The organism is Aquibacillus koreensis (assembly GCF_025154055.1).
GTDB lineage: Bacteria > Bacillota > Bacilli > Bacillales > Amphibacillaceae > Aquibacillus_C > Aquibacillus_C koreensis.
This window is the reverse complement of the sequence record NZ_JAOALK010000033.1, coordinates 38,332-57,871: the sequence shown is the minus strand read 5'-3', so window position 1 is coordinate 57,871 and position 19,540 is coordinate 38,332. Positions and strand designations below refer to the sequence as shown.

The following is a 19,540-nucleotide window of genomic DNA, read 5'->3' as shown; positions in this document are numbered from 1 at the left end:
AGCATAGCACTTTTAAAAGTGATCCATTATAGTGGAGTGAGAAAGGTATGAATTTTTAAGGAAAAGGAGGGGCAAAAATGGATGAGGTGGCTGGGATTATTCTCGCAGGTGGTCAGTCAAGGCGTTTTGGATCGCCAAAGGCATTCGCAAAACGTGGAAATCTTCCATTTTACCAATACTCGATTGATGCTTTGAAAAGTCATACGTCAACGATATTATTGGTGACAAGCCCAATATTAAGTGAATCTTTTGAGCAAATAGATAGCTCTGTTCATGTAATTACCGATCAAGTTTATCAGGGGAATGGTCCTCTCGCGGGTATTTATACGGGAATGGATAAACAAGAGGCAAATTGGTATATTGTTGTTCCGATTGATGTTCCGTTTATACAGGCAGCGATAATAAAACAACTGATCGACCAAATAGATTATACAAAAGAAGCCATTGTTCCAATCGTAAAAGGTAAAATGCAACCACTGTTAGCATTATATCGGGGATCAATCAAAGAAATTATCCTCGACCAGTTGGATCATAGTCAAAGGTCGATGCAACAATTACATGATAGAATTAACGTGAAATATGTAAAAATGAATGATGAAATGCCTTTTATAAATATTAATCGACAAGAGGATTATGCGAATTTTATTAATAGAAAAGATGGAAACACTAGAAAGTAACTAGTATAGGGAGCGTAATGGTCATGCAAGGTTTAAAAAGATATTTACTTATTTCATTCGGTACACTAAGTTTAATTTTGGGACTCTTAGGTATCATCTTACCACTCTTACCTACTACACCGTTATTATTGTTATCTGCTTACTGTTACGGAAAGTCATCCAATCGACTACATCAATGGTTATTAGATAATAGGTGGTTAGGAAAATATATAAAGCAATTTAAAGCGGGAGAAGGGATTCCACTAAGAGCAAAGATCACTATATTGCTATTGTTATGGGTAAGCACATCTTATTCCATTATTGTGTTGATTCCTTTTATTTTCGTGAAAATATTGTTAGCACTTGTTGTGGTGTGGGTTACTTTTTTTATAATCAATTTGAAAACAAAAATAAACATAAAAGAAACCTGATTATAATCATAAGTAGTCACGTATCCGTTGAGAGACATACGAAATAGAATACCGATCAGTAGACCAAAACGCTAAATATTAGGTATTAAATCACATTCTCAACCTATATAGCATAATGACAAAAGCTATATACTGTTCCTTATGTTAATTAATGTACTATTTATATTTGAAAGGTGTGATGTCTTATGGCAAATAAACTAAATCAAATGATCAAAGCAGGTTTTGTCTTTAGGAAAAAGTCTATACAGAGGAGATGTCACATTGAAATTGACAGAAGAAAAATTTGAGGTTGTTTCAGAAACAGAAAGATTAGTAATAAGACCATTACAGAAAGCTGATTATGAAAATTGGCTAAATGAATTTGAAAACCGTTATCCATCTCAACACCGCCATGATCAAGGGAAAATAGACATGAGTGCGTGCACGCAGGAGTGGTTTCATAATCTAGTAGATAAACACCAAGAGTTAGCACTTACAGATACTGCACACGTATTTGGTGTGTTTAGAAAAGAAGACGGTACACATCTAGGAATGGTGGATTTTTCAACTTTAATAAGAGATGACTTCCAATGGGGAAGAATAGGATACACCATCCATAATCAGTTTTGGCGAAAAGGATACGGCAAAGAAGCGGTAAAAGAAGCACTTACTATTGCTTTTAATCATTTGAAATTCCACCGTATCGAAGCCCATATCAATTTAGATAATGCTGCTTCCATCCATTTAGCAGAGAGTATTGGAATGGAGTATGAATGTACAAGAAAAGGGTTAATTTTCGAATTTGGAGAATGGACAGATAATCTAATATATTATAAAAATTCTAATGAGTAGGATTTTGTAAACGGATAGGCGAGGATTCGTGAAGTACAAAGAATTAGATTAGAATGGCAATGCACATTTTTGTCTAGAAAAAGAAATAACTAATTAACAAAATATGTCAACTATAGGAAAGTTAAATGGTGCGTTTGTTTAACAAGACAATAACGCTTGGGTATTTTTATAACCCAAGCGTTATTTTTTGCTATCTTTACTGTTATTATCTTTTAGTCTTAGTCTACGTCCCGGTCATTTGCTGCACTATGTGCAAGCCTACTAGATGCTGCTGCAGCAATTGCGCCAACAATGTCATCTAAAAATGTATGACATTGACCGCTGCTTTTGTCATTTAATTTTTCTAAAATCCCGGGCTTTTGTTTATCAATGTATCCATAATTTGTGAAACCAATAGAACCATATACATTGACAATAGAAAATGCAATGATTTCATCAACGCCATATAAACTTTCATCAATTTCAATGGTTTCTTGTAATGGAGATTCTAGCTTTTTTTGTTCAGCAAGTACATCCAATTGAATACCTGTTAGGATTGCATTTTGTACCTCACGTTTCATTAAAACTTTATTCGTATGATGGACACAATCTTCCATGGTAAGATTGTCGTGGTATTTGCTTTGTAAGTAGTAAACAAGATCAGCAATATCATCGATTGTTACACCACGTTCTTCTAACCAGGCCCTAGCCTTTATTTCTAACGCAGTTTGACTTGTATGTTGATTCATTAAATCACACCTTATTTTAGATTCGTATTACTAATATACCCATCGTAACCTTGTATAAATCATGATGCAAGGTTCAGTTTCCCATTTTAGTCTCATAAACTGTCATTAACAGCTCACTTTGAAAGGATGATAATCATGATGGAATTACTATCAAACTATATTCCGCAATTTCAAGGTCAAAAAGTGACAGTCAATGGCTATGAAGGATATAAAAATGGAAACGACTTTTATATTATTATTCCCAATCCTAACAATGCATTACTTCATCAGGAACAAAAACTTGTTAGTACGTATTTAATTGCAAATGGATTTGAAAATATTGCTTCTCCAATTTTTAATCAACAAAATAACATAATAACGCATTTACATGAGAAAGAATATGTAGTCTGCAAAGGTAACATAAAAAAATATTCTAGTCAGATGTCACACCCTCAGTTATTAGCATCCTTTCATGACACAGGTACCCGATATCCATACGCACCAAACTATATCTCCAGTTACGGTCAATGGAAAACATTATGGGAGAATAAGCTAGACACCTTTGAACAATTATATCAACAGAAAATGCAGGAGAGACCTGTTTCACATTTTCAACGGTTATTTCTGGATTCATTTCCATATTTAATCGGTTTATCGGAAAATGCTATACAGTACTTGCAAGAAACAGAAACAGATCAACGTTTTCATGAAGGCGATCAAGCTAGTATTACTTTCCAACGGTACACGAACCAAGTTCAAAAGGATTTAATTTGGTCCCACGAACTTACTTACGATCATCCTACAAGAGATATTTGTGAGCACATTCGACCGTTAATGTCATCCGATGAAGGTCATTCAATCACAAGGATAAAGACGTTTCTAAATGAATATGAGCAGGTAAGACCGTTATCGATTTTTGGGTGGAGGTTGTTATATTCACGTCTTTTATTTCCTATCCATTTATTTGATTATTTAGAAGTAGGACTTTCCACGGGCAATGATGAGCAAATCTATGAATCGTTTGAAAAAGCACTGATAAATCAAAGGAACTATCAGGAGAAGCTGTCCTATTTCTTTGAGGAGATGGGGATTCATCCTAGGCAGAAAGCAATCCCAGAAATTCAGTGGTTGAAACAAACTTATAAAAGTAAGGTGAAAACTCAGTGATAAACTGAGTTTTTTACGTTTAGTAAAAAAAAGTAACATACGTGTATTATCATTCTACTTTAAATTTTCAGAAATTTGGGCAAATGAATCTTGATTAACAAGAATTACATCTGTATAATGTCCACTATAGATAAACACATGTACTCTTTAAACAAACAGGGGGAGGCGTTAATGTTGAAAGAGATAAAAGTCGGTTTATGTGGCCTAGGTACGGTTGGAACAGGCGTTGTGAAAATTTTAAAGAATCATCAAGAAGAAATCAAGTATAAATTGGGCTGTGAGATCGTCGTAAACAAAATTCTTGTTCATGACATACATAAGCCAAGGGATATAGTTGTTAATCCTGAATGGCTTACTAGTAATCCTGATGAGCTTGTAAATAACCCTGAAATAGATGTTATTGTTGAAGTAATGGGTGGTATAGATCAAACAAACTTACTCATAGAACAAGCGCTTAGAAATAATAAACACATTGTAACAGCCAATAAAGATATGATGGCTGTACATGGTCAAAAATTATTAAAATTAGCGAAAGCAAATAACTGTGATATTTTTTACGATGCAAGTGTGGCAGGTGGAATTCCAATCCTTCGTTCACTGTCAGATGGTTTAGCTTCTGACCGTATCCAAAAGATTATGGGGATTGTAAATGGCACAACGAATTATATTTTAACAAAAATGACGGATGATCATTTAGCTTTTGATCCAGTGTTAAAAGAAGCACAAGAACTAGGCTTTGCTGAATCTGACCCCACTTCTGATGTAGATGGTTTAGACGCTGCTAGGAAGATGACATTGTTAGCTAATTTGGCTTTTAAGATGGAGATTGGCCTAGATGATGTAGAAGTTTCCGGGATTAGTAATATTAGCCAAGAAGATATTTCTTTTGCGGATAGTCTCGGTTATACTATTAAGTTAATAGGAATTGCTTCCATTAATAACGGAAAAGTGGAAGTAAGTGTGGAGCCAACACTCTTACCGAAAGATCATCCACTTGCATTAGTGAAAAATGAATATAATGCGGTTTATGTGTATGGAGAAGCAGTAGGAGAAACGATGTTTTATGGTCCAGGTGCAGGAAGCATGCCAACAGCAACTGCAGTTGTTTCCGATTTAATGGAGGTCATTAAAAATATTCGTCTTGGAATCAGTGGGAATTCATATGTTTCACCACAATACGAAACACAACTGAAAAAGAATGAAGAAAAGTACACGAAGTACTTCATTCGAATGGAAGTTGATGATGAAGCAGGTACATTCCAGAAAATAACGAATGTATTTTCTGATGAAAAGGTTAGTTTTGCAAAGATCTTACAGCTTCCTGGAAGTAAAAAAGAGACGGCTGAGATTGTGATGGTTACGCACCAAATTAGTAAACAACAATTACTGAATAGCTTAGATCATTTACAAGGGCTATCTGTTGTCAATAGAATTATTAGCTACTACCGAGTGGATGGGGAGGAATAAAGAATGACTTGGCAAGGATTATTATCAAATTATAAGCAGTATTTACCTGTTAATGAAAATACACCAACTTTAAGTTTACATGAAGGTAATACGCCTTTAATTAAATTAGAAAATCTCTCAAAACAATACAACATCGAAGCATACGCAAAAATAGAAGGAGCTAACCCAACTGGTTCATTTAAAGATCGTGGTATGGTAATGGCTATGGCCAAAGCGATTGAAGATGGTGCAAAGGCAGTTGTATGTGCTTCAACTGGTAACACGTCAGCTTCAGCGGCTGCTTTTGCCGCTCGAGCAGGACTTAAATGTATTGTTGTCATCCCAGATGGTAAAATCGCACAAGGAAAACTAGCACAGGCAGTGATGTACGGTGCAGAGATCTTTGCAATCGAGGGTAATTTTGATGATGCACTTAAATATGTTCGAAAGCTTTCAGAAAACAAAGATATTGCATTAGTAAATTCAGTCAATCCTTATCGTATTGAAGGACAAAAAACAGCTGCGTTTGAAGTATGTGATGTGTTAGGAAAAGCACCTGACTATTTATTTATTCCTGTAGGTAATGCTGGAAATATTACTGCTTATTGGAAAGGTTTCAAAGAATACAATGAGCTGAAACAAACAGGTCTTCCTAAGATGATGGGATTCGAAGCAAGTGGTGCAGCTGCTATTGTTCATGATCGTGTATTTGAAAATCCTGAGACTGTTGGTACAGCGATTCGGATTGGTAACCCAGCAAGTTGGACTGGTGCAGTGAATGCTAGAGATGAATCTGGTGGTGCGATTGACGAGATTACAGATGAAGAAATGATCGAGGCATACCAGTGGATTGCAGCAAATGAAGGTATCTTTGCAGAACCTGCATCCTGCGCTTCTATTGCCGGTCTATTTAAAGCATTAAAACAGAATAAGGTAGAAGAAGGTTCTACTGTCGTTACGGTTCTTACAGGAAACGGATTAAAAGATCCTAATACGGCGATTGACTATAGTGCAATAAAACCACGTGTACTACCTAACGATGAAGAAAAAGTAGTGCAGGAAATTCTAGGTAGTGTAATGGTATGAGTTGGGTAATTAGAGTTCCATCCAGTACGTCGAATTTAGGGGCGGGTTTTGATTCAATCGGTTTGGCGTTAAACCTATACCTTGATTTAAAAGTAAACCGGTCAGACGAATGGGAGTTTGTCCCTGCGTCTGAATGTCTTATGGGTATTCCGACTGGTAAGGAAAATCTTGTTTATCAAATCGCAATTGAAACGGCATTACAGTTTGGCTACAACGAATTACCAGCTTGTAAGGTGGAAATGAAAAGTGATATTCCATTAGCAAGAGGGCTTGGTAGCAGTGCTACAGCTACGATTGCTGGTATTGAACTTGCTAATTTATTATTAGAATTAGAATTATCTGCCGAAGAAAAATTAGAGATAGCTACCAAGATTGAAGGGCATCCAGATAATGTTGCACCTTCTCTAATGGGAGGCTGTGTTATTGGCCATTTTGATTATGAGGTCAATTGGACGAAGGCAGCTATTCGAGATATTACTTTTTTGGCAATTGTGCCTAATTTTGAACTGAAAACAAAAGAAGCGAGAGCCGTTTTACCTGCTAATTTTCAGTATCAAGAAAGTGTGCATGCAAGCAGTATCGCAAATGTGAGCACTGCAGCAATCTGTCAAGGAAATTGGGAGTTGCTCGGAAAGATGATGAAAAAGGATTTATTTCATCAACCATACAGAAAGCCTCTAGTACCTCATTATGATAAATTAGAAGCTTATTTAGAGCACGATGTGTATGGAACTTTCTTAAGCGGCGCTGGTCCAACCATGATTGCTATTGTAGATAATCAAGTGGTGAAGGAACGGTTAGCTGACTGGGAAAATGCTTATCCCGAATTTGAGTGGTTGCCACTTCAGGTAGAAAATGAAGGCCTTGTTACAATGAAATTGAATGTATCATACTGATTAAAAAACATATCCATTTTGCTTGGATATGTTTTTTGATTTTGTTTTCGTAGTTGATATAAAAGGCGACGTAACGCTAGTCTATTCTAAGATAACTCCCAGATTATAATTAGCTTAGATTCCTTTTCGAGATCCTCCGCAATCATTTCGGGCATCATAACCGGCATCTGATTCCCTTTTAAGGTCCTCCGTCATCATTTCAGACATCATAACCGGCATTTGATTCCCTTCTGAGGTCCTCTGCAATCATTTCGGGCATCATAACCGGCATCTGATTCCCTTTTTAGCTCCTCCGTCATCATTTCAGACATCATAACCGGCATTTGATTCCCTTTTAAGGTCCTCCGCAATCATTTCGGGCATCATGATCAGCATTTGATTCCCTTTTGAGGTTCTCCACCATCATTTCGGGCATCATAACCAGCATTTGATTCCCTTCTGAGGTCCTCTGCAATCATTTCGGGCATCATAACCGGCATCTGATTCCCTTTTCAGCTCCTCCGCAATCATTTCGGGCATCATGACCAGCATTTGATTCCCTTTTGAGCTCCTCCGCAATCATTTCGGGCATCATAACCGGCATTTGATTCCCTTTTGAGCTCCTCTGTCATCGTTTCGGGCATCATAACTAACATTTGGTTCCCATTTGAGGTCCTCTGCAATCATTTCGGGCATCATGACCACTTTCTATTTGAATATAGATTGTTACGTCACAGTTTATAGACAACTCGTCAGAACTCTCATAAACCATAATCGCATGAAGGAATTAAAAAATCCTCTTACCTAAGTAAGAGGATCATCTATTATATATGATTAAAATACTTGTTCGATTTCAGTGATTCCTGGTACTTCAGCCATGAGAGCGCGTTCTATACCTGCTTTTAAGGTAATGGTTGAACTTGGGCAATTCCCACATGCTCCCATTAGACGAAGACGTACAATGCCTTCATCTACATCAACCAACTCAACATCTCCACCATCACGTAGTAAGAATGGACGCAATTTGTTTAATACCTCTTGTACCTGTTCTACTTGCGTAGCTTGTTCTTGCATCATCCATCTTCTCCTTTCTTCATAACTATTATTATAAAGGCTTTTAAGAAAAAAATCTATGATCTAAATCACTCGATTGTTTTTTAGACATATAATCATTTATATTTTATCTTTAATTGATCATTTTGTAAAATATAAGTAACCTAGTCATGTATTAGGATATTCATTCTCTACTTATTACTAAGTGAGGATAGAGAAATAATGGAGGTGGTTGTATTGACTCAACCAAAGGTAAATATTACGGTGTATGGTGCGGATCGTATTTGTGCGAGTTGTGTGAATGCACCTGGATCAAAAGATACTTATGAATGGCTTCAAGCGGCTGTTTTTCGTAAGTTTAATAAAAATAAATTTGAATTTGTTTATGTGGATATCGATCAACCAGCTACTAGTCAAAAGCATGAAAAGTATATAGAGCAATTAGAAAGCGATGCGTTATTTTATCCATTGATCGTCATAGATGATGAAGTTGTGGGGGAAGGGATTCCAACTATAAAACCAATTATGCAAGTCATTGAATCAAAGGTTACACTATAAGAATAATTATTAGTAGTTTTTTTTGATTCTGTGATAAGCTATGGTAGATATAAGGGGATTCAAAGTTCATGATAGATAAAGGAGAGAAACATGAATCCAATAGTAGTTGAGTTTTGTATCAATAATATAGTGAGTGGTTCTCAAAAAGCAAAAGAAGTGCTAGAAAAGGACCCTGATCTTGATGTTGTAGAATATGGTTGTACAAGTTTCTGTGGCCTATGTGCCCAGTTTATGGTCGCTATCGTTGGTGGTGAACCAATTATTGCTGACACAGCAGAAGAGTTAGTTGAAAAAGTATATGCGTTTATAGACGAAAATCCCCTACTCTAAACGATTTAATAGATAATATATTTGAAGTATTGTGGAGGTTAACCATGAATATTCCATTTACAAAAATGCACGGTTTAGGAAATAGCTATATCTTTCTAGATTTATTTAAGTATCAAATAGAAGAAGAACTGTTAGCACCACTGGCTATTGATATAGCGAACAAGGACATCGGAATTGGTTCTGACGGATTAATTCTGATCCATCCTAGTATCCAAGCGGATGTTGGTATGAGGATTTTTAATAAAGACGGTTCAGAAGGAAAAAATTGCGGTAATGGCCTGCGGTGTGTTGCAAAATATGCTTACGAAAATAACCTGGTCGAAAGTAAAACCTTTTCAATTGAAACAAAAGCAGGTAATGTTACGGCAGAAATTCGTGGCGACAGAGCCTTTGTAGAGGAAGTTACTGTAGATATGGGTGAGCCTATCCTAAAGAGGAACTTAATTCCTATGGAAGGAAACGCAGACGAACAAGTAATTGCAGAATCTTTTGAAATAAGTCACCACCCGTTAGTTGTGACTGCTGTATCAATGGGAAACCCACATGCGATCTTCTTTGTAGAAGATATAGCGGAAGCACCATTAACTGAATTGGGTCCAATTATAACGGTAGACCAACGTTTTCCAGAAGGTGTAAATGTTGAGTTTGTTGAGATAGTTTCCGATAAGGAAATGCACTTTAGAGTTTGGGAACGAGGTTCAGGTATAACCCAAGGGTGTGGCACTGGTGCTTGTGCCGCAGTAGTGGCTTCGATTCTAAATGGTTTTGCTAATAAGGGTGAGGAAATTTGTGTCCATCTTAGTGGAGGGGACCTTTTTATTACTTGGGCAAATGATGGTCATGTTTGGATGAGAGGGAACGCTTCAACAACAGTAAGTGGAGAATTCTATTGGAATCCTAAAAGTTGAATGCTTTTGCATTCCTTAGTATACTCTAATTATGAAACAAGTGAGGAGGACATACAATGGTTCTTAATATAACGGACGCTGCGAGTCTTCAAATTAAGGAAATGCTGAAGGAAGAAGAAGATCAAGCAAATGCACGCTTGCGTTTTGGCGTAAAAGGTGGCGGATGCAGTGGACTTTCTTATTCATTAGGTTTTGATTATGAAGTAAATAAAGAATTAGACCTTGAAGAAGAAATAAACGGGATCCCGGTTACTATATTTAAACAAGATATCCCTGTAATTGAAGGAACAGTGATTGATTTCAAACAAAACATGATGGGCGGCGGGTTTACAATTGAAAATCCAAATGCGATTGTATCATGTGGTTGTGGATCTTCCTTTAAAGCAAAAGAACGTGAAGGCACGCCAGAAAATTGTTAACTAATACAAAACAACACCATCTTATGGGTGTTGTTTTTTTATATTCAGGAACAAAAACGACTCAGTAAAATACTGAGTCGTCTACATTGAGCAAAATCATTTAAAACATACTTGTTGAATGCTTTGGTTGCACCCGTGCATTAGGGTCGATATATGCTTTTGCGTTGTTAATTGCAGTTGGTCCCTCGCCAAATCCAGCTGCTATCAGGTTAACTTTACCAGGGTACGTACAAATGTCTCCAGCAGCATAAATCCCTTCCACATTTGTTTCCATTTTAGAGTTAACAACGATACTATTTTTATCAATTTCAAGGCCCCAATTTTTGATTGGTCCTAATGAAGAGATAAATCCATAATTAACTAACACCGCGTCAACATCTAACGTTACTTCATTGTCACCTTTTACTTGTTTCAAAACAACTTGATCAATTTGATCATCACCAACTAATGCCTCTGGTACATAGGGTGTCATGATGTTTACGGTTGAATTCTTAAGAAGTTCTACGCTATGTTCATGTGCTCTAAACTGATCTCTTCTGTGTACAAGCGTCACTTCTTTAGCAATTGGTTCAAGCATTAATGCCCAATCCACTGCTGAGTCTCCACCACCAAAAAGAACAACTTTCTTATCTTTAAAGGCATTCATGTTTTCAACAAAATAATGTAAGTTCTTACCTTCGAATTGATCTTCGCCTTCTAAACCTAGCTTTCTTGGTTGAAATGCTCCATTTCCAGCCGTGATAATGAGTGCCTTAGTATAATGTGTTTCACTATTTGTAGATAATTTATAAGAACCATCTTCCAATCGTTCGACTGTTTCAACGGATTGGTTAAGTACGATGGATGGTTTAAAAAGATCCGTTTGTTCTTTTAAGTTATCTATTAGTTCCTGTGCTCGAACTTTTGGAAATCCGGCAATATCATAAATATATTTTTCGGGGTATAATGCACTTAATTGACCCCCAATATGTGGCAAGCTTTCAATTATTTTAACACTTGCTTGTCTTAAACCACCGTAGAACGCTGTAAATAAACCTACTGGTCCAGCTCCTATTATAGTAATATCATATACCTGATCGGACATGAATGATTCCTCCTAATTTACATAAGCATAAGTAGACCATATTATTTTAACACATTATTAGTAATGTGTAATAATGAACAGTTTGATAACAAGTATATTTATAGGAATTTTCTAAAAATATACTTTTGGGTTGAAAATTATTATAAAAGAGTCTAAGATAAAATTTAGGTTAAATATTACGATTTAATGACAATATAGTCGTATAAGTGAAAAATATCACGATGGCTTAATTTACAATATTATATAAATGGATGTGATGAAATGAACAAACCAAAGGTTGTAATACTAGGCGCAGGTTATGGGGGCCTCACAACTACAGTAAAATTACAAAAAAAATTAGGAGTTAACGACGCACATATAACGTTAGTGAATAAGCATGATTATCACTACGAATCAACATGGTTACATGAAACTGCCGCAGGCACGTTGCACCATGATCGTGGTCGCTATGCGATTAAAGATGTTATCAACTCTGGAAAAGTAGATTTTGTACAAGACACAGTTACAGCGATTAAGCCAGATGAGAATAAAGTAATTCTTGAAAATGGTGAGTTAGATTACGATTATTTAGTTGTTGCATTAGGATTTGAGGCAGCAACATTTGGTATTCCTGGATTAATTGAAAATGCATTTACAATTGGAAGTGTTAACCAATCACGTTTAATTCGACAACACATCGAATACAACTTTGCGAAATATAATAACGAGTCAGAAAAAAATGAATCGCGCTTAAACATCGTTGTAGGTGGTGGTGGTTTCACAGGTATCGAATTCTTAGGTGAACTTGCTGACCGTGTACCTCAACTTTGTAAAGAATATGATATCGATCGAAACTTAGTTAGAATTATTAATGTGGAAGCAATGCCATCTATTCTTCCAGGCTTTGATCCACAACTAGTTGAATATGCGATGAATTCACTAGAATCACGTGGTGTAGAATTTAAATTAGGTGCTATGCTTAAAGAGTGTAAGCCAGATGGTATCGTAATTGAGAAAGATGGGGAACAAGAAGAAATCGCTACTAATACTACAGTATGGGCAGCAGGTGTACGAGCTAACCATCTAGTAGAAGAGTCAAGCTTAGAGCACAATAGAGGTAAAGTAGAAGTGAAGCCAGATTTACGTGCTCCTTCACACGAAAATGTATTTGTAGTAGGAGATTGTGCACTTATTTGGAATAAAGAAACAGATCGTCCTTATCCTCCGACTGCTCAAATTGCAATGCAAGAAGCAGACGTATGTGCCCATAATTTAGCAACACTTGTAAAAGGTGGAGGCGATCTTGAATCATTTGAATTTAACAACCAAGGTACAGTAGCATCTTTAGGTCACGGTGATGCGATTGGTGTTATTTTCGGTAACAAAAAACTATTTGGTTGGTCAGCTTCTGTCATGAAAAAAGTTATTGATAATCGTGCTTTATTAAAAGTCGGTGGAATTGGACTAGTCCTTAAAAAAGGTAAATTCAATATATTTTAATCCATTCAAAAAGGCAATGGCAGAGGTTCTGTCCTTGCCTTTTTTTACATGACGATGGAGAATAGTGATGTGTAATAGAAGGTTTCAAATAGGAATGATGTTAAAGTTACTTTTTGTCTTGCTCTTGTGCCATGTTAATATTAAAATGTTGTTTGATACAAAAATACATACAAGCCATTGACCTATCTAAGAAAATAGACTAGGGTTAATCTAAAAAAGGGAGAACATGAATGATACAGTTAGTCGTTTCACTCGTCATTTACTTTGTTTTATTTTTCGGAATATCTTTTATATTAAATATGTTATTGAGGCGCACGTGGATTATGTCCTTCTTTTATCCAATTGTCGTCTTATTAATTGTGGATGATTTTGCGATTTCTTATTATTTTACTAATCCTATTTCAGCGTTTACTACGGTATGGTCTGATATGACCAAATTAAATGGTTATGATATTGCTATTTTATTATCTGGATTAATCGGTACAATTGCTTCTGGAATTGTCATAAAGAAATTACGAAAGAGTGGCTACCAGATGTTCTAATACTGTTTTGATGTATAAAAGATTGTAAAAATGGAAAAGATGACACCCAGAGAGGTGTTATCCATACATGAAAAAATTACAGTTATTAAGAAGGTTTTGTATTGCGCTATTATTTATAGTTGCAGTTTGTACGACGCTTTCTATTATAACGAATATCACAGTGAATGATCTATTGGGTGATATTGAAAGTTCTGCTTCTGTGATCCAATCAGAACAACAACCAGCTCGAGAAGTTGCAATTATGAGCAAATCATTACATTATCAAGAATCTAACACGACCTATGTCTCTAGTGAACAGACTGAACGTCCTGAAACATTAGAGGAAGCCATTGATTTAGAACAATACCCACGTGCGTTGGTCACAGCAACTGGCTATACCGCAGGGATCGAATCAACTGGTAAGACTCCTAATCACCCCGAATACGGAATTACTTATTCAGGTGTTCAGGTGAAAAGGGATTTATATTCAACCATTGCGGCTGACTTAGATGTATATCCACTTGGAACTATTCTATATATTCCAGGCTATGGTTATGGAGTTGTTGCCGATAAAGGTTCTGCAATCACCGGGAATAAGATTGATCTATATTACCCTACGGTAGACGAGGTCTATGAAGAGTGGGGGAAAAAGGATGTCGAAGTCTTCCTTATAAAAAAAGGTGATGGGAATTTAACAGAAGAAGTGTTGCAAGAATTAAATGATACAGAAGCACTACAAGTGTTTAGAGAACAATTTAGAAAAAGTTAATCAATAAAAAAACCGCCTGCGTGGCGGTTTTTTTATTAATGTGCAATAGACGCGTCCAGTTATAACACAATGTGCTTAAAGCTTTTATGCTCCGAAAAGTGGATAAAGAATAAATGCAAGTATGATACCGGTAGTCATGCCGAAAAATACTTCAATCGGTTGATGACCTAGCAGTTCTTTAAGCTCTGCTTGCTTTTCGTATTCTTCTTTTTTTGACCATACTTTTGCTTCTTCAATAAAATAATGGAAGTCTTTTACGAGCATATTTAAAATGATGGCTTGCTCTCCTGCTTGTCTTCGGATCCCCGTAGCATCAAACATAATGATGATACTGAAAATACACGAAACTGCAAAGAGTCCGGATGCTACGCCGTGCTCTATCCCTATTCCTGTTGTTACTGCTGCAACAGCTGCCGAATGGCTACTAGGCATACCACCTGTACTAAAAGCAAGACCTGGTTTAAACTCTTTTGTAGCAATAAAGTGAATAGGTATTTTAACTACTTGCGCGAAAACAATCGCAGATAGTGCTGCCCAAAGTGGAAAGTTAGCGAAAACATCCAATCGAAAACATCCTTTCTTCCTGCATCAGTCGTAACTTTAATTTTCCCTTTTCAAAAATGAACTAAACAAAAGGAAAGTTAAAATAATATGTTCGATTATAACACACGAATGAAAAGGAAGTCATTGTTTGCAGAAGAGCATTACAAAAATTTAATCATACAATATTTACCAATGCAAGCTAATAGAGAGTTTACAACAATCAATCTGGTTCGTTTGATTTACAAGCCTTAATTGTATGCTGTCGGGATTGTATTTTATTTCCACGTCTCGTGTAATTCCAAGTTCTCTTATATATGTCTTTATATTATCCGTTTCTGATTTTTGTGCAGCATCCATGACCTTATATGCAAAATCTTCTGAACTTGAAAAGGATTCAAGTATGTTGTTTGCATCTTGCATAAGTGGTCTTAATGCTTTTGCAGACATTTTGAGTTGTTGCGTATTTACTTCGGGGTAGGGGTACCGAACAGGAGCATAATATCCATAATAGGGTTGTTGGGTATAGGTGTACTGAATTGGATAAAGCATGTAACTCCCTCCTTTTTTTCTAGAATATGAAAGAAAAGGCGGAAGGGTGTTGATTTCTAGTAAAAACGCTTGAACATAGCTAGTCCTTTAAGGAAAGCTACACTCAAGCGTAGTAAAATTATACCTTATTTGATTGCTGTATCAAGAGCTACATGAATCATGTCATTAAAGGTTGTTTGTCGTTCTTCCGCACTTGTCTCTTCACCAGTTAAAATATGATCCGAAACAGTTAATACCGATAACGCTTGTCGATCATATTTTGCTGCTAATGTGTACAAAGCAGTTGTTTCCATTTCAACAGCAAGAACATTGTAGTTAGCTAAAAGTTCAAATAATTCAAGTCCACTATCTCTATAAAAACTATCGCTAGTAAAAACATTGCCAACCCGAAGTTTAAGTCCTTTTTCCGTACCAGCATCATACGCCGTTTTTAATAAGTTGAAGTCAGCCGTTGGTGCGTAATCAATACCTCCAAATACCATGCGATTCATCTGTGAATCTGTTGTAGATGTGGATGCTAAAATAACATCTCTAACCTTCACATCTTTTTGAATCGCACCACACGTTCCAACACGAATAAGTTTTTTTACATCATAGCTTTGTATTAGTTCATTCACATAAATAGAGATTGACGGAACCCCCATGCCAGTTCCTTGTACAGATACCTTTTCTCCCTTGTATGTACCAGTATAACCATACATCCCTCTAACTTCATTATAACAAGTAACATCCTCTAAGAAGGTCTCAGCAATATATTTTGCTCGGAGTGGATCTCCAGGCAATAATATCTTATCAGCGATTTCTCCTTTTTTAGCACCAATATGTACACTCATTTTCATATCCTCCTACATTTCAAGTCAAATCATTACTTTATTTAAACCATAAAAGAAAACCAATAAAAATAACGTATCATAATGCCTTTTATAACACAAATAGTTCTTACTTCTTCTAGGTTGTACATTTTATAGGGCGATAATACCTGAAAATCACCGCCTCATTTTTCACTTCGTTGTAAATTATCCTTGCAATATTGTTTCTAAACTAAACTTTTTCGTATATAATAAGTGTATTAGTACTTTGAAAAATCGATTTACTAAAGACATATTTTATATGTTTTGGATTATAAAGGGAGGAATTATGGATGAAAGAGCGTACTTTTACAATTACAGATGAAACCGGTATTCATGCTAGACCAGCTACACTATTAGTGAATAAAGCAGGACAGTATGAGTCACACATCGAATTACAGTACAATGGTAAAACGGTGAATTTGAAATCTATCATGGGTGTCATGTCTTTAGGTGTACCTAAGGGAGCACAAGTAGTTATTACTGCTGATGGTACAGATGAAGAGCAAGCCCTAGACGGTATCGCTGAAACAATCGGTGAACACCTAGGTGAATAATACATTATAAAAGCTGGAAAGTATTCTTTCTAGCTTTTTTTATGTGAAAAACTAAACGTTTAATATAGTGAAATTAGTGGAATTATAAGTGTGCATATGTACACGAAGTATCTACACAAGAATAAACTATTACATATCGACATAAAGTCGTTTAACCATTATGGTAGAAGTATTAAGGGAAAATAAGAGGTGTTTAGTAGTGGATGTATCAATATCACAGTTACCAGGAATAGGGCAAAAAATAACGTTGAAAACGGCAGAAGACAGTATGCTAGTTATTGTTGTGCATCATACGGGGAAAAGAGAGTTGTATTTCTTTGATGACGCAGATAGTGATGAGGCGGATTTCGCAATGGATCTAACTCCAGACGAAACAAGAGCATTAGGTGCACAACTATTAGGTGCAACGTATCAACCTGTTAATATTGACCAACTTAAAATGTTCAAAAAACAAATTGTGTTGGATTATATAACACTTTCGGATAAATCACCAATTGCTAACAAATCATTAGAGGAATCAGAGGTTAGAAACAAAACTGGTGCAACTGTCATTGGTGTGGTACAAGGGGAAGAAATGATTGCGATCCCAGATGTAAACAGAAAGCTTAAGCCGGGAGATGTGCTTATGTCTATCGGAAAAAAAGATCAAATAGCGTCACTTGAAGCTTTGTGCAAGGGAGAGGAATGATTATATTTTGCTAAGTGATTTTCCAACATTACTAGGTGCAGGATTAGTTCTACTCGGTATATTTTATTTAGGTTTTCTTAGTTTAAAAATTAACTTCCCGGGTGTCATTCTATATATCATATTCGGTGTTGTGATTGCAGACTGGTTACATCATAACGAGATTTTACATTTTGCGAGTGAAATTGGAATTGTGTTGTTGTTTTTCTTATTAGGATTAGAGTTTAGTGTAAAAAGATTAGGTTCTATTGCTAAAAAAATATGGCCATCCGGACTATTAGATGTCTTCCTAAGCCTTGGTGTTTCCATGCTAATTGCACTAGGTTTTGGAATGGATCTATTTACTGCTTTTATAATTGGTGGAATTGCGTATGCGACGAGTTCTTCCATAACAGCAAAATTACTTGATGATAAAAGTCGTATGGCTAATAGAGAAACTGAGTTTATGCTAGCTATTCTAATTTTTGAAGATCTAGTTGCACCAATTGTAATCGCAGTTTTAATTGGTTTAAGTACAGGCGGAGACTTTGCCCCAACAGATCTCTTTTATATTATGGCAAAAGTCATTGGCTTAATTGCTTTAGCAATTATTCTTGGAAAAACATTATTTAAACATTTTGAAAGATTCCTAGATCGAATAGAAGATGAGGATTTTAAAATAGCTTTACTAGTCGGGATTGCTGTAGCTTTTGGTGGACTAGCTTTATGGTTAGGTCTTTCCGAAGTGCTTGGAGCATTCTTAGCGGGTATGATGTTAGCAGAGATAGGTAAAATTGAAAAAGTCGAACACACGGTGTTACCGATTAGAGACTTAATGTTACCGACATTTTTTGTTTACTTTGGTACATCGGTCGAGCTTGGGGAAGGATTTCCGATGCCTGTTTTCTTAGCTACATTACTAATTTGGTCCATGATTGCTAAAGTATTAGTAGGAATAATTGGCGGAAGATGGTATGGTCTTTCGAAAAAAGTATCATTAAGAGCAGGCTTGTCCCTTTGTGCTCGGGGTGAGTTTTCGGTTGTTATTGCCAGTATTGCCACAGGAACCGCAAAAGTATTAGGTGGTATATACGTTATTGTTGCTGCATTCGTAGGAATGGTTTTATTTGATCAGGCACCCAAAATAGCCAATAAAGTATATGGGAAGAAAAAGCCGAAGAAAAAAGATCTGCGAGTGCCAGGCTCTTAATGGAAAGTTCATGTATTATAATTGAAATATAAGTCCTATAAATTAATAGAGAGTTTAAGCTGAGGTACCGAATACTGGTACCTCTTTGCTTTTGTTATTTTCTTTTTTTAAAATATTCTTGTTCTAACTGGTCTAGGCTGCGTAAAGCAGCTTCATTAAAAGGTTTATTTTCTTTCGAAAGCTTTGTCCTTAATTGGTCGATCGCTAGTTTTAATGAATCCAAATAATCTGGAACATCTTCCTCAAATGGATGGATTGCTGGTTTAGACACATTCATCTTTTCTTGATAACTTAGTGCTTTCCGCTGATGAAAAAATACATCTTCTGTTTTTCCGTAATTATGCAAATCGCCTTGAAGTGGATGCTTGATAACGGCTAGCACTTTTATAAGGTAGTTCTCTCCTCTTTCTTCCATTACTTCACCTATATATGTACCAGATTTATAATGGGCTTTCACAATTTGTCCTATTGTTGCGTGATCCAATCGTATTACCTCCAAAAATTTATTTGTTTTTATCATAGCTAAAGTGTTATTCATTGTACAAGTCTTACGATTTAGTCGTATAATACAGGTAGTTTTCGACGGAAAAGGGCGTGATAAACATGATGGAGTTCTTATATTTTCCAGAAGATAAAACTAAATATATCCCGGCAGTAATTAGTCTCGTCATTTTTGCAATCGGTGCAGTTGTAACGATGTATCTTATTTATAAAGCATCCAAGAAAGAAGAAAAAGAAATCGAAGCTCGGTTTAACAAGCATGAAACGATAACAGAAAACGCGGATAAAAATAATAATCATCAGTAGTGATTAAGATCTTATAAGATTATGCGGCTTCTTTCTTGGTAA

Annotated in this window: 24 protein-coding genes and 1 pseudogene; 18 read left to right on the top strand and 7 right to left on the bottom strand. The window is 36.0% G+C overall.

Annotation, left to right across the window (positions count from 1 at the left end):
• Positions 1 to 77 precede the first annotated feature (77 nt).
• The 3 genes from mobA to NYQ66_RS08920 all read left to right on the top strand — a co-directional run bounded on the left by mobA (position 78) and on the right by NYQ66_RS08920 (position 1,918).
• The gene (mobA, locus tag NYQ66_RS08930; protein ID WP_259868956.1) at positions 78 to 677 is read left to right on the top strand and encodes a molybdenum cofactor guanylyltransferase; all 600 of its coding nucleotides are present in this window, start codon (positions 78 to 80) and stop codon (positions 675 to 677) included.
• A 23-nt stretch (positions 678 to 700) separates the two neighbouring features.
• Positions 701 to 1,087 carry a YbaN family protein gene (locus NYQ66_RS08925; RefSeq protein ID WP_259868954.1) on the top strand — a complete coding sequence of 129 codons (387 nt, stop codon included), beginning with the start codon at positions 701 to 703 and terminating at the stop codon, positions 1,085 to 1,087.
• Between the two features lie 261 nt (positions 1,088 to 1,348).
• On the top strand, positions 1,349 to 1,918 hold the full coding sequence (locus NYQ66_RS08920; protein WP_259868952.1) for a GNAT family N-acetyltransferase: 570 nt from the start codon (positions 1,349 to 1,351) through the stop codon (positions 1,916 to 1,918).
• Positions 1,919 to 2,136: 218 nt separating this feature from the next.
• Here the strand turns inward: NYQ66_RS08920 and NYQ66_RS08915 are convergent, their stop codons facing one another.
• Positions 2,137 to 2,646, bottom strand: coding sequence for a phosphatidylglycerophosphatase A family protein (locus NYQ66_RS08915; RefSeq protein WP_259868950.1), 510 nt, complete (start codon positions 2,644 to 2,646; stop codon positions 2,137 to 2,139).
• A gap of 135 nt (positions 2,647 to 2,781) precedes the next feature.
• Between NYQ66_RS08915 and NYQ66_RS08910 the strand changes: the two genes are divergently transcribed.
• The 4 genes from NYQ66_RS08910 (at position 2,782) to thrB (ending at position 7,220) form a co-directional block, all read left to right on the top strand.
• On the top strand, positions 2,782 to 3,792 hold the full coding sequence (locus NYQ66_RS08910) for a protein kinase family protein (RefSeq protein ID WP_259868946.1): 1,011 nt from the start codon (positions 2,782 to 2,784) through the stop codon (positions 3,790 to 3,792).
• A gap of 171 nt (positions 3,793 to 3,963) precedes the next feature.
• Entirely contained in the window at positions 3,964 to 5,259 is a 1,296-nt protein-coding gene (locus NYQ66_RS08905) for a homoserine dehydrogenase (protein WP_259868944.1), read from the top strand.
• 3 nt (positions 5,260 to 5,262) lie between these two features.
• Positions 5,263 to 6,324, top strand: coding sequence for a threonine synthase (gene thrC, locus NYQ66_RS08900; protein ID WP_259868942.1), 1,062 nt, complete (start codon positions 5,263 to 5,265; stop codon positions 6,322 to 6,324).
• Complete coding sequence (gene thrB / locus NYQ66_RS08895; protein ID WP_259868939.1) at positions 6,321 to 7,220, top strand: homoserine kinase; 900 nt, start codon at positions 6,321 to 6,323, stop codon at positions 7,218 to 7,220. The genes thrC and thrB overlap by 4 nt, the downstream gene beginning before the upstream one ends.
• 813 nt (positions 7,221 to 8,033) lie before the next feature.
• Here thrB and NYQ66_RS08890 read toward each other — a convergent pair.
• Positions 8,034 to 8,252 (bottom strand): annotated as a pseudogene (locus tag NYQ66_RS08890) (NifU family protein); the annotation flags it as partial.
• A gap of 237 nt (positions 8,253 to 8,489) precedes the next feature.
• Between NYQ66_RS08890 and NYQ66_RS08885 the strand changes: the two are divergent.
• The 4 genes from NYQ66_RS08885 (at position 8,490) to NYQ66_RS08870 (ending at position 10,467) form a co-directional block, all read left to right on the top strand.
• The gene (locus NYQ66_RS08885; RefSeq protein WP_259868937.1) at positions 8,490 to 8,810 is read left to right on the top strand and encodes a YuzD family protein; all 321 of its coding nucleotides are present in this window, start codon (positions 8,490 to 8,492) and stop codon (positions 8,808 to 8,810) included.
• A gap of 90 nt (positions 8,811 to 8,900) precedes the next feature.
• Complete coding sequence (locus NYQ66_RS08880) at positions 8,901 to 9,140, top strand: DUF1450 domain-containing protein (protein ID WP_259868936.1); 240 nt, start codon at positions 8,901 to 8,903, stop codon at positions 9,138 to 9,140.
• A gap of 44 nt (positions 9,141 to 9,184) precedes the next feature.
• The gene (gene dapF / locus NYQ66_RS08875; RefSeq protein WP_259868934.1) at positions 9,185 to 10,048 is read left to right on the top strand and encodes a diaminopimelate epimerase; all 864 of its coding nucleotides are present in this window, start codon (positions 9,185 to 9,187) and stop codon (positions 10,046 to 10,048) included.
• Positions 10,049 to 10,104: 56 nt separating this feature from the next.
• Positions 10,105 to 10,467: a HesB/IscA family protein gene (locus NYQ66_RS08870; protein ID WP_259868932.1), complete on the top strand. Its 363-nt coding sequence runs from the start codon at positions 10,105 to 10,107 to the stop codon at positions 10,465 to 10,467.
• 100 nt (positions 10,468 to 10,567) lie between these two features.
• On the opposite strand, the gene NYQ66_RS08865 is transcribed toward NYQ66_RS08870, so the two are convergent.
• A complete protein-coding gene (locus NYQ66_RS08865) occupies positions 10,568 to 11,551 on the bottom strand; it encodes an NAD(P)/FAD-dependent oxidoreductase (RefSeq protein ID WP_259868930.1) in 984 nt (327 codons plus the stop codon).
• Positions 11,552 to 11,812: 261 nt separating this feature from the next.
• On the opposite strand from NYQ66_RS08865, the gene NYQ66_RS08860 reads away from it, so the two are divergent.
• The 3 genes from NYQ66_RS08860 (at position 11,813) to NYQ66_RS08850 (ending at position 14,320) form a co-directional block, all read left to right on the top strand.
• Entirely contained in the window at positions 11,813 to 13,030 is a 1,218-nt protein-coding gene (locus NYQ66_RS08860; protein ID WP_259868929.1) for an NAD(P)/FAD-dependent oxidoreductase, read from the top strand.
• Between the two features lie 230 nt (positions 13,031 to 13,260).
• Positions 13,261 to 13,572: a YuiB family protein gene (locus tag NYQ66_RS08855; RefSeq protein ID WP_259868927.1), complete on the top strand. Its 312-nt coding sequence runs from the start codon at positions 13,261 to 13,263 to the stop codon at positions 13,570 to 13,572.
• A 67-nt stretch (positions 13,573 to 13,639) separates the two neighbouring features.
• Positions 13,640 to 14,320, top strand: coding sequence for a 3D domain-containing protein (locus tag NYQ66_RS08850; RefSeq protein WP_259868925.1), 681 nt, complete (start codon positions 13,640 to 13,642; stop codon positions 14,318 to 14,320).
• Between the two features lie 84 nt (positions 14,321 to 14,404).
• Here NYQ66_RS08850 and NYQ66_RS08845 read toward each other — a convergent pair whose 3' ends face one another.
• The 3 genes from NYQ66_RS08845 to deoD form a co-directional block, all read right to left on the bottom strand.
• On the bottom strand, positions 14,405 to 14,884 hold the full coding sequence (locus tag NYQ66_RS08845) for a divergent PAP2 family protein (protein WP_259868923.1): 480 nt from the start codon (positions 14,882 to 14,884) through the stop codon (positions 14,405 to 14,407).
• A gap of 165 nt (positions 14,885 to 15,049) precedes the next feature.
• Complete coding sequence (locus NYQ66_RS08840; protein ID WP_259868921.1) at positions 15,050 to 15,412, bottom strand: hypothetical protein; 363 nt, start codon at positions 15,410 to 15,412, stop codon at positions 15,050 to 15,052.
• Positions 15,413 to 15,537: 125 nt separating this feature from the next.
• Positions 15,538 to 16,245 (bottom strand): purine-nucleoside phosphorylase, encoded by a 708-nt coding sequence (gene deoD / locus NYQ66_RS08835; protein WP_259868919.1) that lies wholly within the window; start codon positions 16,243 to 16,245, stop codon positions 15,538 to 15,540.
• 308 nt (positions 16,246 to 16,553) lie between these two features.
• On the opposite strand from deoD, the gene NYQ66_RS08830 reads away from it, so the two are divergent.
• The 3 genes from NYQ66_RS08830 (at position 16,554) to NYQ66_RS08820 (ending at position 18,691) form a co-directional block, all read left to right on the top strand.
• Entirely contained in the window at positions 16,554 to 16,817 is a 264-nt protein-coding gene (locus NYQ66_RS08830; protein WP_259868916.1) for a phosphocarrier protein HPr, read from the top strand.
• A gap of 199 nt (positions 16,818 to 17,016) precedes the next feature.
• Positions 17,017 to 17,505 (top strand): cation:proton antiporter regulatory subunit, encoded by a 489-nt coding sequence (locus NYQ66_RS08825; RefSeq protein WP_259868913.1) that lies wholly within the window; start codon positions 17,017 to 17,019, stop codon positions 17,503 to 17,505.
• Positions 17,506 to 17,512: 7 nt separating this feature from the next.
• Positions 17,513 to 18,691 (top strand): cation:proton antiporter, encoded by a 1,179-nt coding sequence (locus tag NYQ66_RS08820; RefSeq protein WP_259868911.1) that lies wholly within the window; start codon positions 17,513 to 17,515, stop codon positions 18,689 to 18,691.
• Between the two features lie 94 nt (positions 18,692 to 18,785).
• Here the strand turns inward: NYQ66_RS08820 and NYQ66_RS08815 are convergent, their stop codons facing one another.
• A complete protein-coding gene (locus tag NYQ66_RS08815) occupies positions 18,786 to 19,175 on the bottom strand; it encodes a kinase-associated lipoprotein B (protein ID WP_259868908.1) in 390 nt (129 codons plus the stop codon).
• Between the two features lie 119 nt (positions 19,176 to 19,294).
• On the opposite strand from NYQ66_RS08815, the gene NYQ66_RS08810 reads away from it, so the two are divergent.
• Complete coding sequence (locus NYQ66_RS08810; protein WP_259868906.1) at positions 19,295 to 19,498, top strand: hypothetical protein; 204 nt, start codon at positions 19,295 to 19,297, stop codon at positions 19,496 to 19,498.
• Positions 19,499 to 19,540: the final 42 nt, after the last annotated feature.

Excerpts from the sequence above, each read along its gene's own strand:
- NYQ66_RS08905 (WP_259868944.1), top strand. The coding sequence starts at position 3,964 with ATGTTGAAAGAGATAAAAGTCGGTTTATGTGGCCTAGGTACGGTTGGA.
- thrC (WP_259868942.1), top strand. The coding sequence starts at position 5,263 with ATGACTTGGCAAGGATTATTATCAAATTATAAGCAGTATTTACCTGTT.
- NYQ66_RS08855 (WP_259868927.1), top strand. The coding sequence starts at position 13,261 with ATGATACAGTTAGTCGTTTCACTCGTCATTTACTTTGTTTTATTTTTC.
- mobA (WP_259868956.1), top strand. The coding sequence starts at position 78 with ATGGATGAGGTGGCTGGGATTATTCTCGCAGGTGGTCAGTCAAGGCGT.
- NYQ66_RS08915 (WP_259868950.1), bottom strand. The coding sequence starts at position 2,646 with ATGAATCAACATACAAGTCAAACTGCGTTAGAAATAAAGGCTAGGGCC.
- NYQ66_RS08865 (WP_259868930.1), bottom strand. The coding sequence starts at position 11,551 with ATGTCCGATCAGGTATATGATATTACTATAATAGGAGCTGGACCAGTA.
- NYQ66_RS08910 (WP_259868946.1), top strand. The coding sequence starts at position 2,782 with ATGATGGAATTACTATCAAACTATATTCCGCAATTTCAAGGTCAAAAA.
- NYQ66_RS08870 (WP_259868932.1), top strand. The coding sequence starts at position 10,105 with ATGGTTCTTAATATAACGGACGCTGCGAGTCTTCAAATTAAGGAAATG.
- dapF (WP_259868934.1), top strand. The coding sequence starts at position 9,185 with ATGAATATTCCATTTACAAAAATGCACGGTTTAGGAAATAGCTATATC.
- NYQ66_RS08850 (WP_259868925.1), top strand. The coding sequence starts at position 13,640 with ATGAAAAAATTACAGTTATTAAGAAGGTTTTGTATTGCGCTATTATTT.
- NYQ66_RS08840 (WP_259868921.1), bottom strand. The coding sequence starts at position 15,412 with ATGCTTTATCCAATTCAGTACACCTATACCCAACAACCCTATTATGGA.
- deoD (WP_259868919.1), bottom strand. The coding sequence starts at position 16,245 with ATGAGTGTACATATTGGTGCTAAAAAAGGAGAAATCGCTGATAAGATA.
- thrB (WP_259868939.1), top strand. The coding sequence starts at position 6,321 with ATGAGTTGGGTAATTAGAGTTCCATCCAGTACGTCGAATTTAGGGGCG.
- NYQ66_RS08880 (WP_259868936.1), top strand. The coding sequence starts at position 8,901 with ATGAATCCAATAGTAGTTGAGTTTTGTATCAATAATATAGTGAGTGGT.
- NYQ66_RS08860 (WP_259868929.1), top strand. The coding sequence starts at position 11,813 with ATGAACAAACCAAAGGTTGTAATACTAGGCGCAGGTTATGGGGGCCTC.
- NYQ66_RS08925 (WP_259868954.1), top strand. The coding sequence starts at position 701 with ATGCAAGGTTTAAAAAGATATTTACTTATTTCATTCGGTACACTAAGT.
- NYQ66_RS08810 (WP_259868906.1), top strand. The coding sequence starts at position 19,295 with ATGATGGAGTTCTTATATTTTCCAGAAGATAAAACTAAATATATCCCG.
- NYQ66_RS08830 (WP_259868916.1), top strand. The coding sequence starts at position 16,554 with ATGAAAGAGCGTACTTTTACAATTACAGATGAAACCGGTATTCATGCT.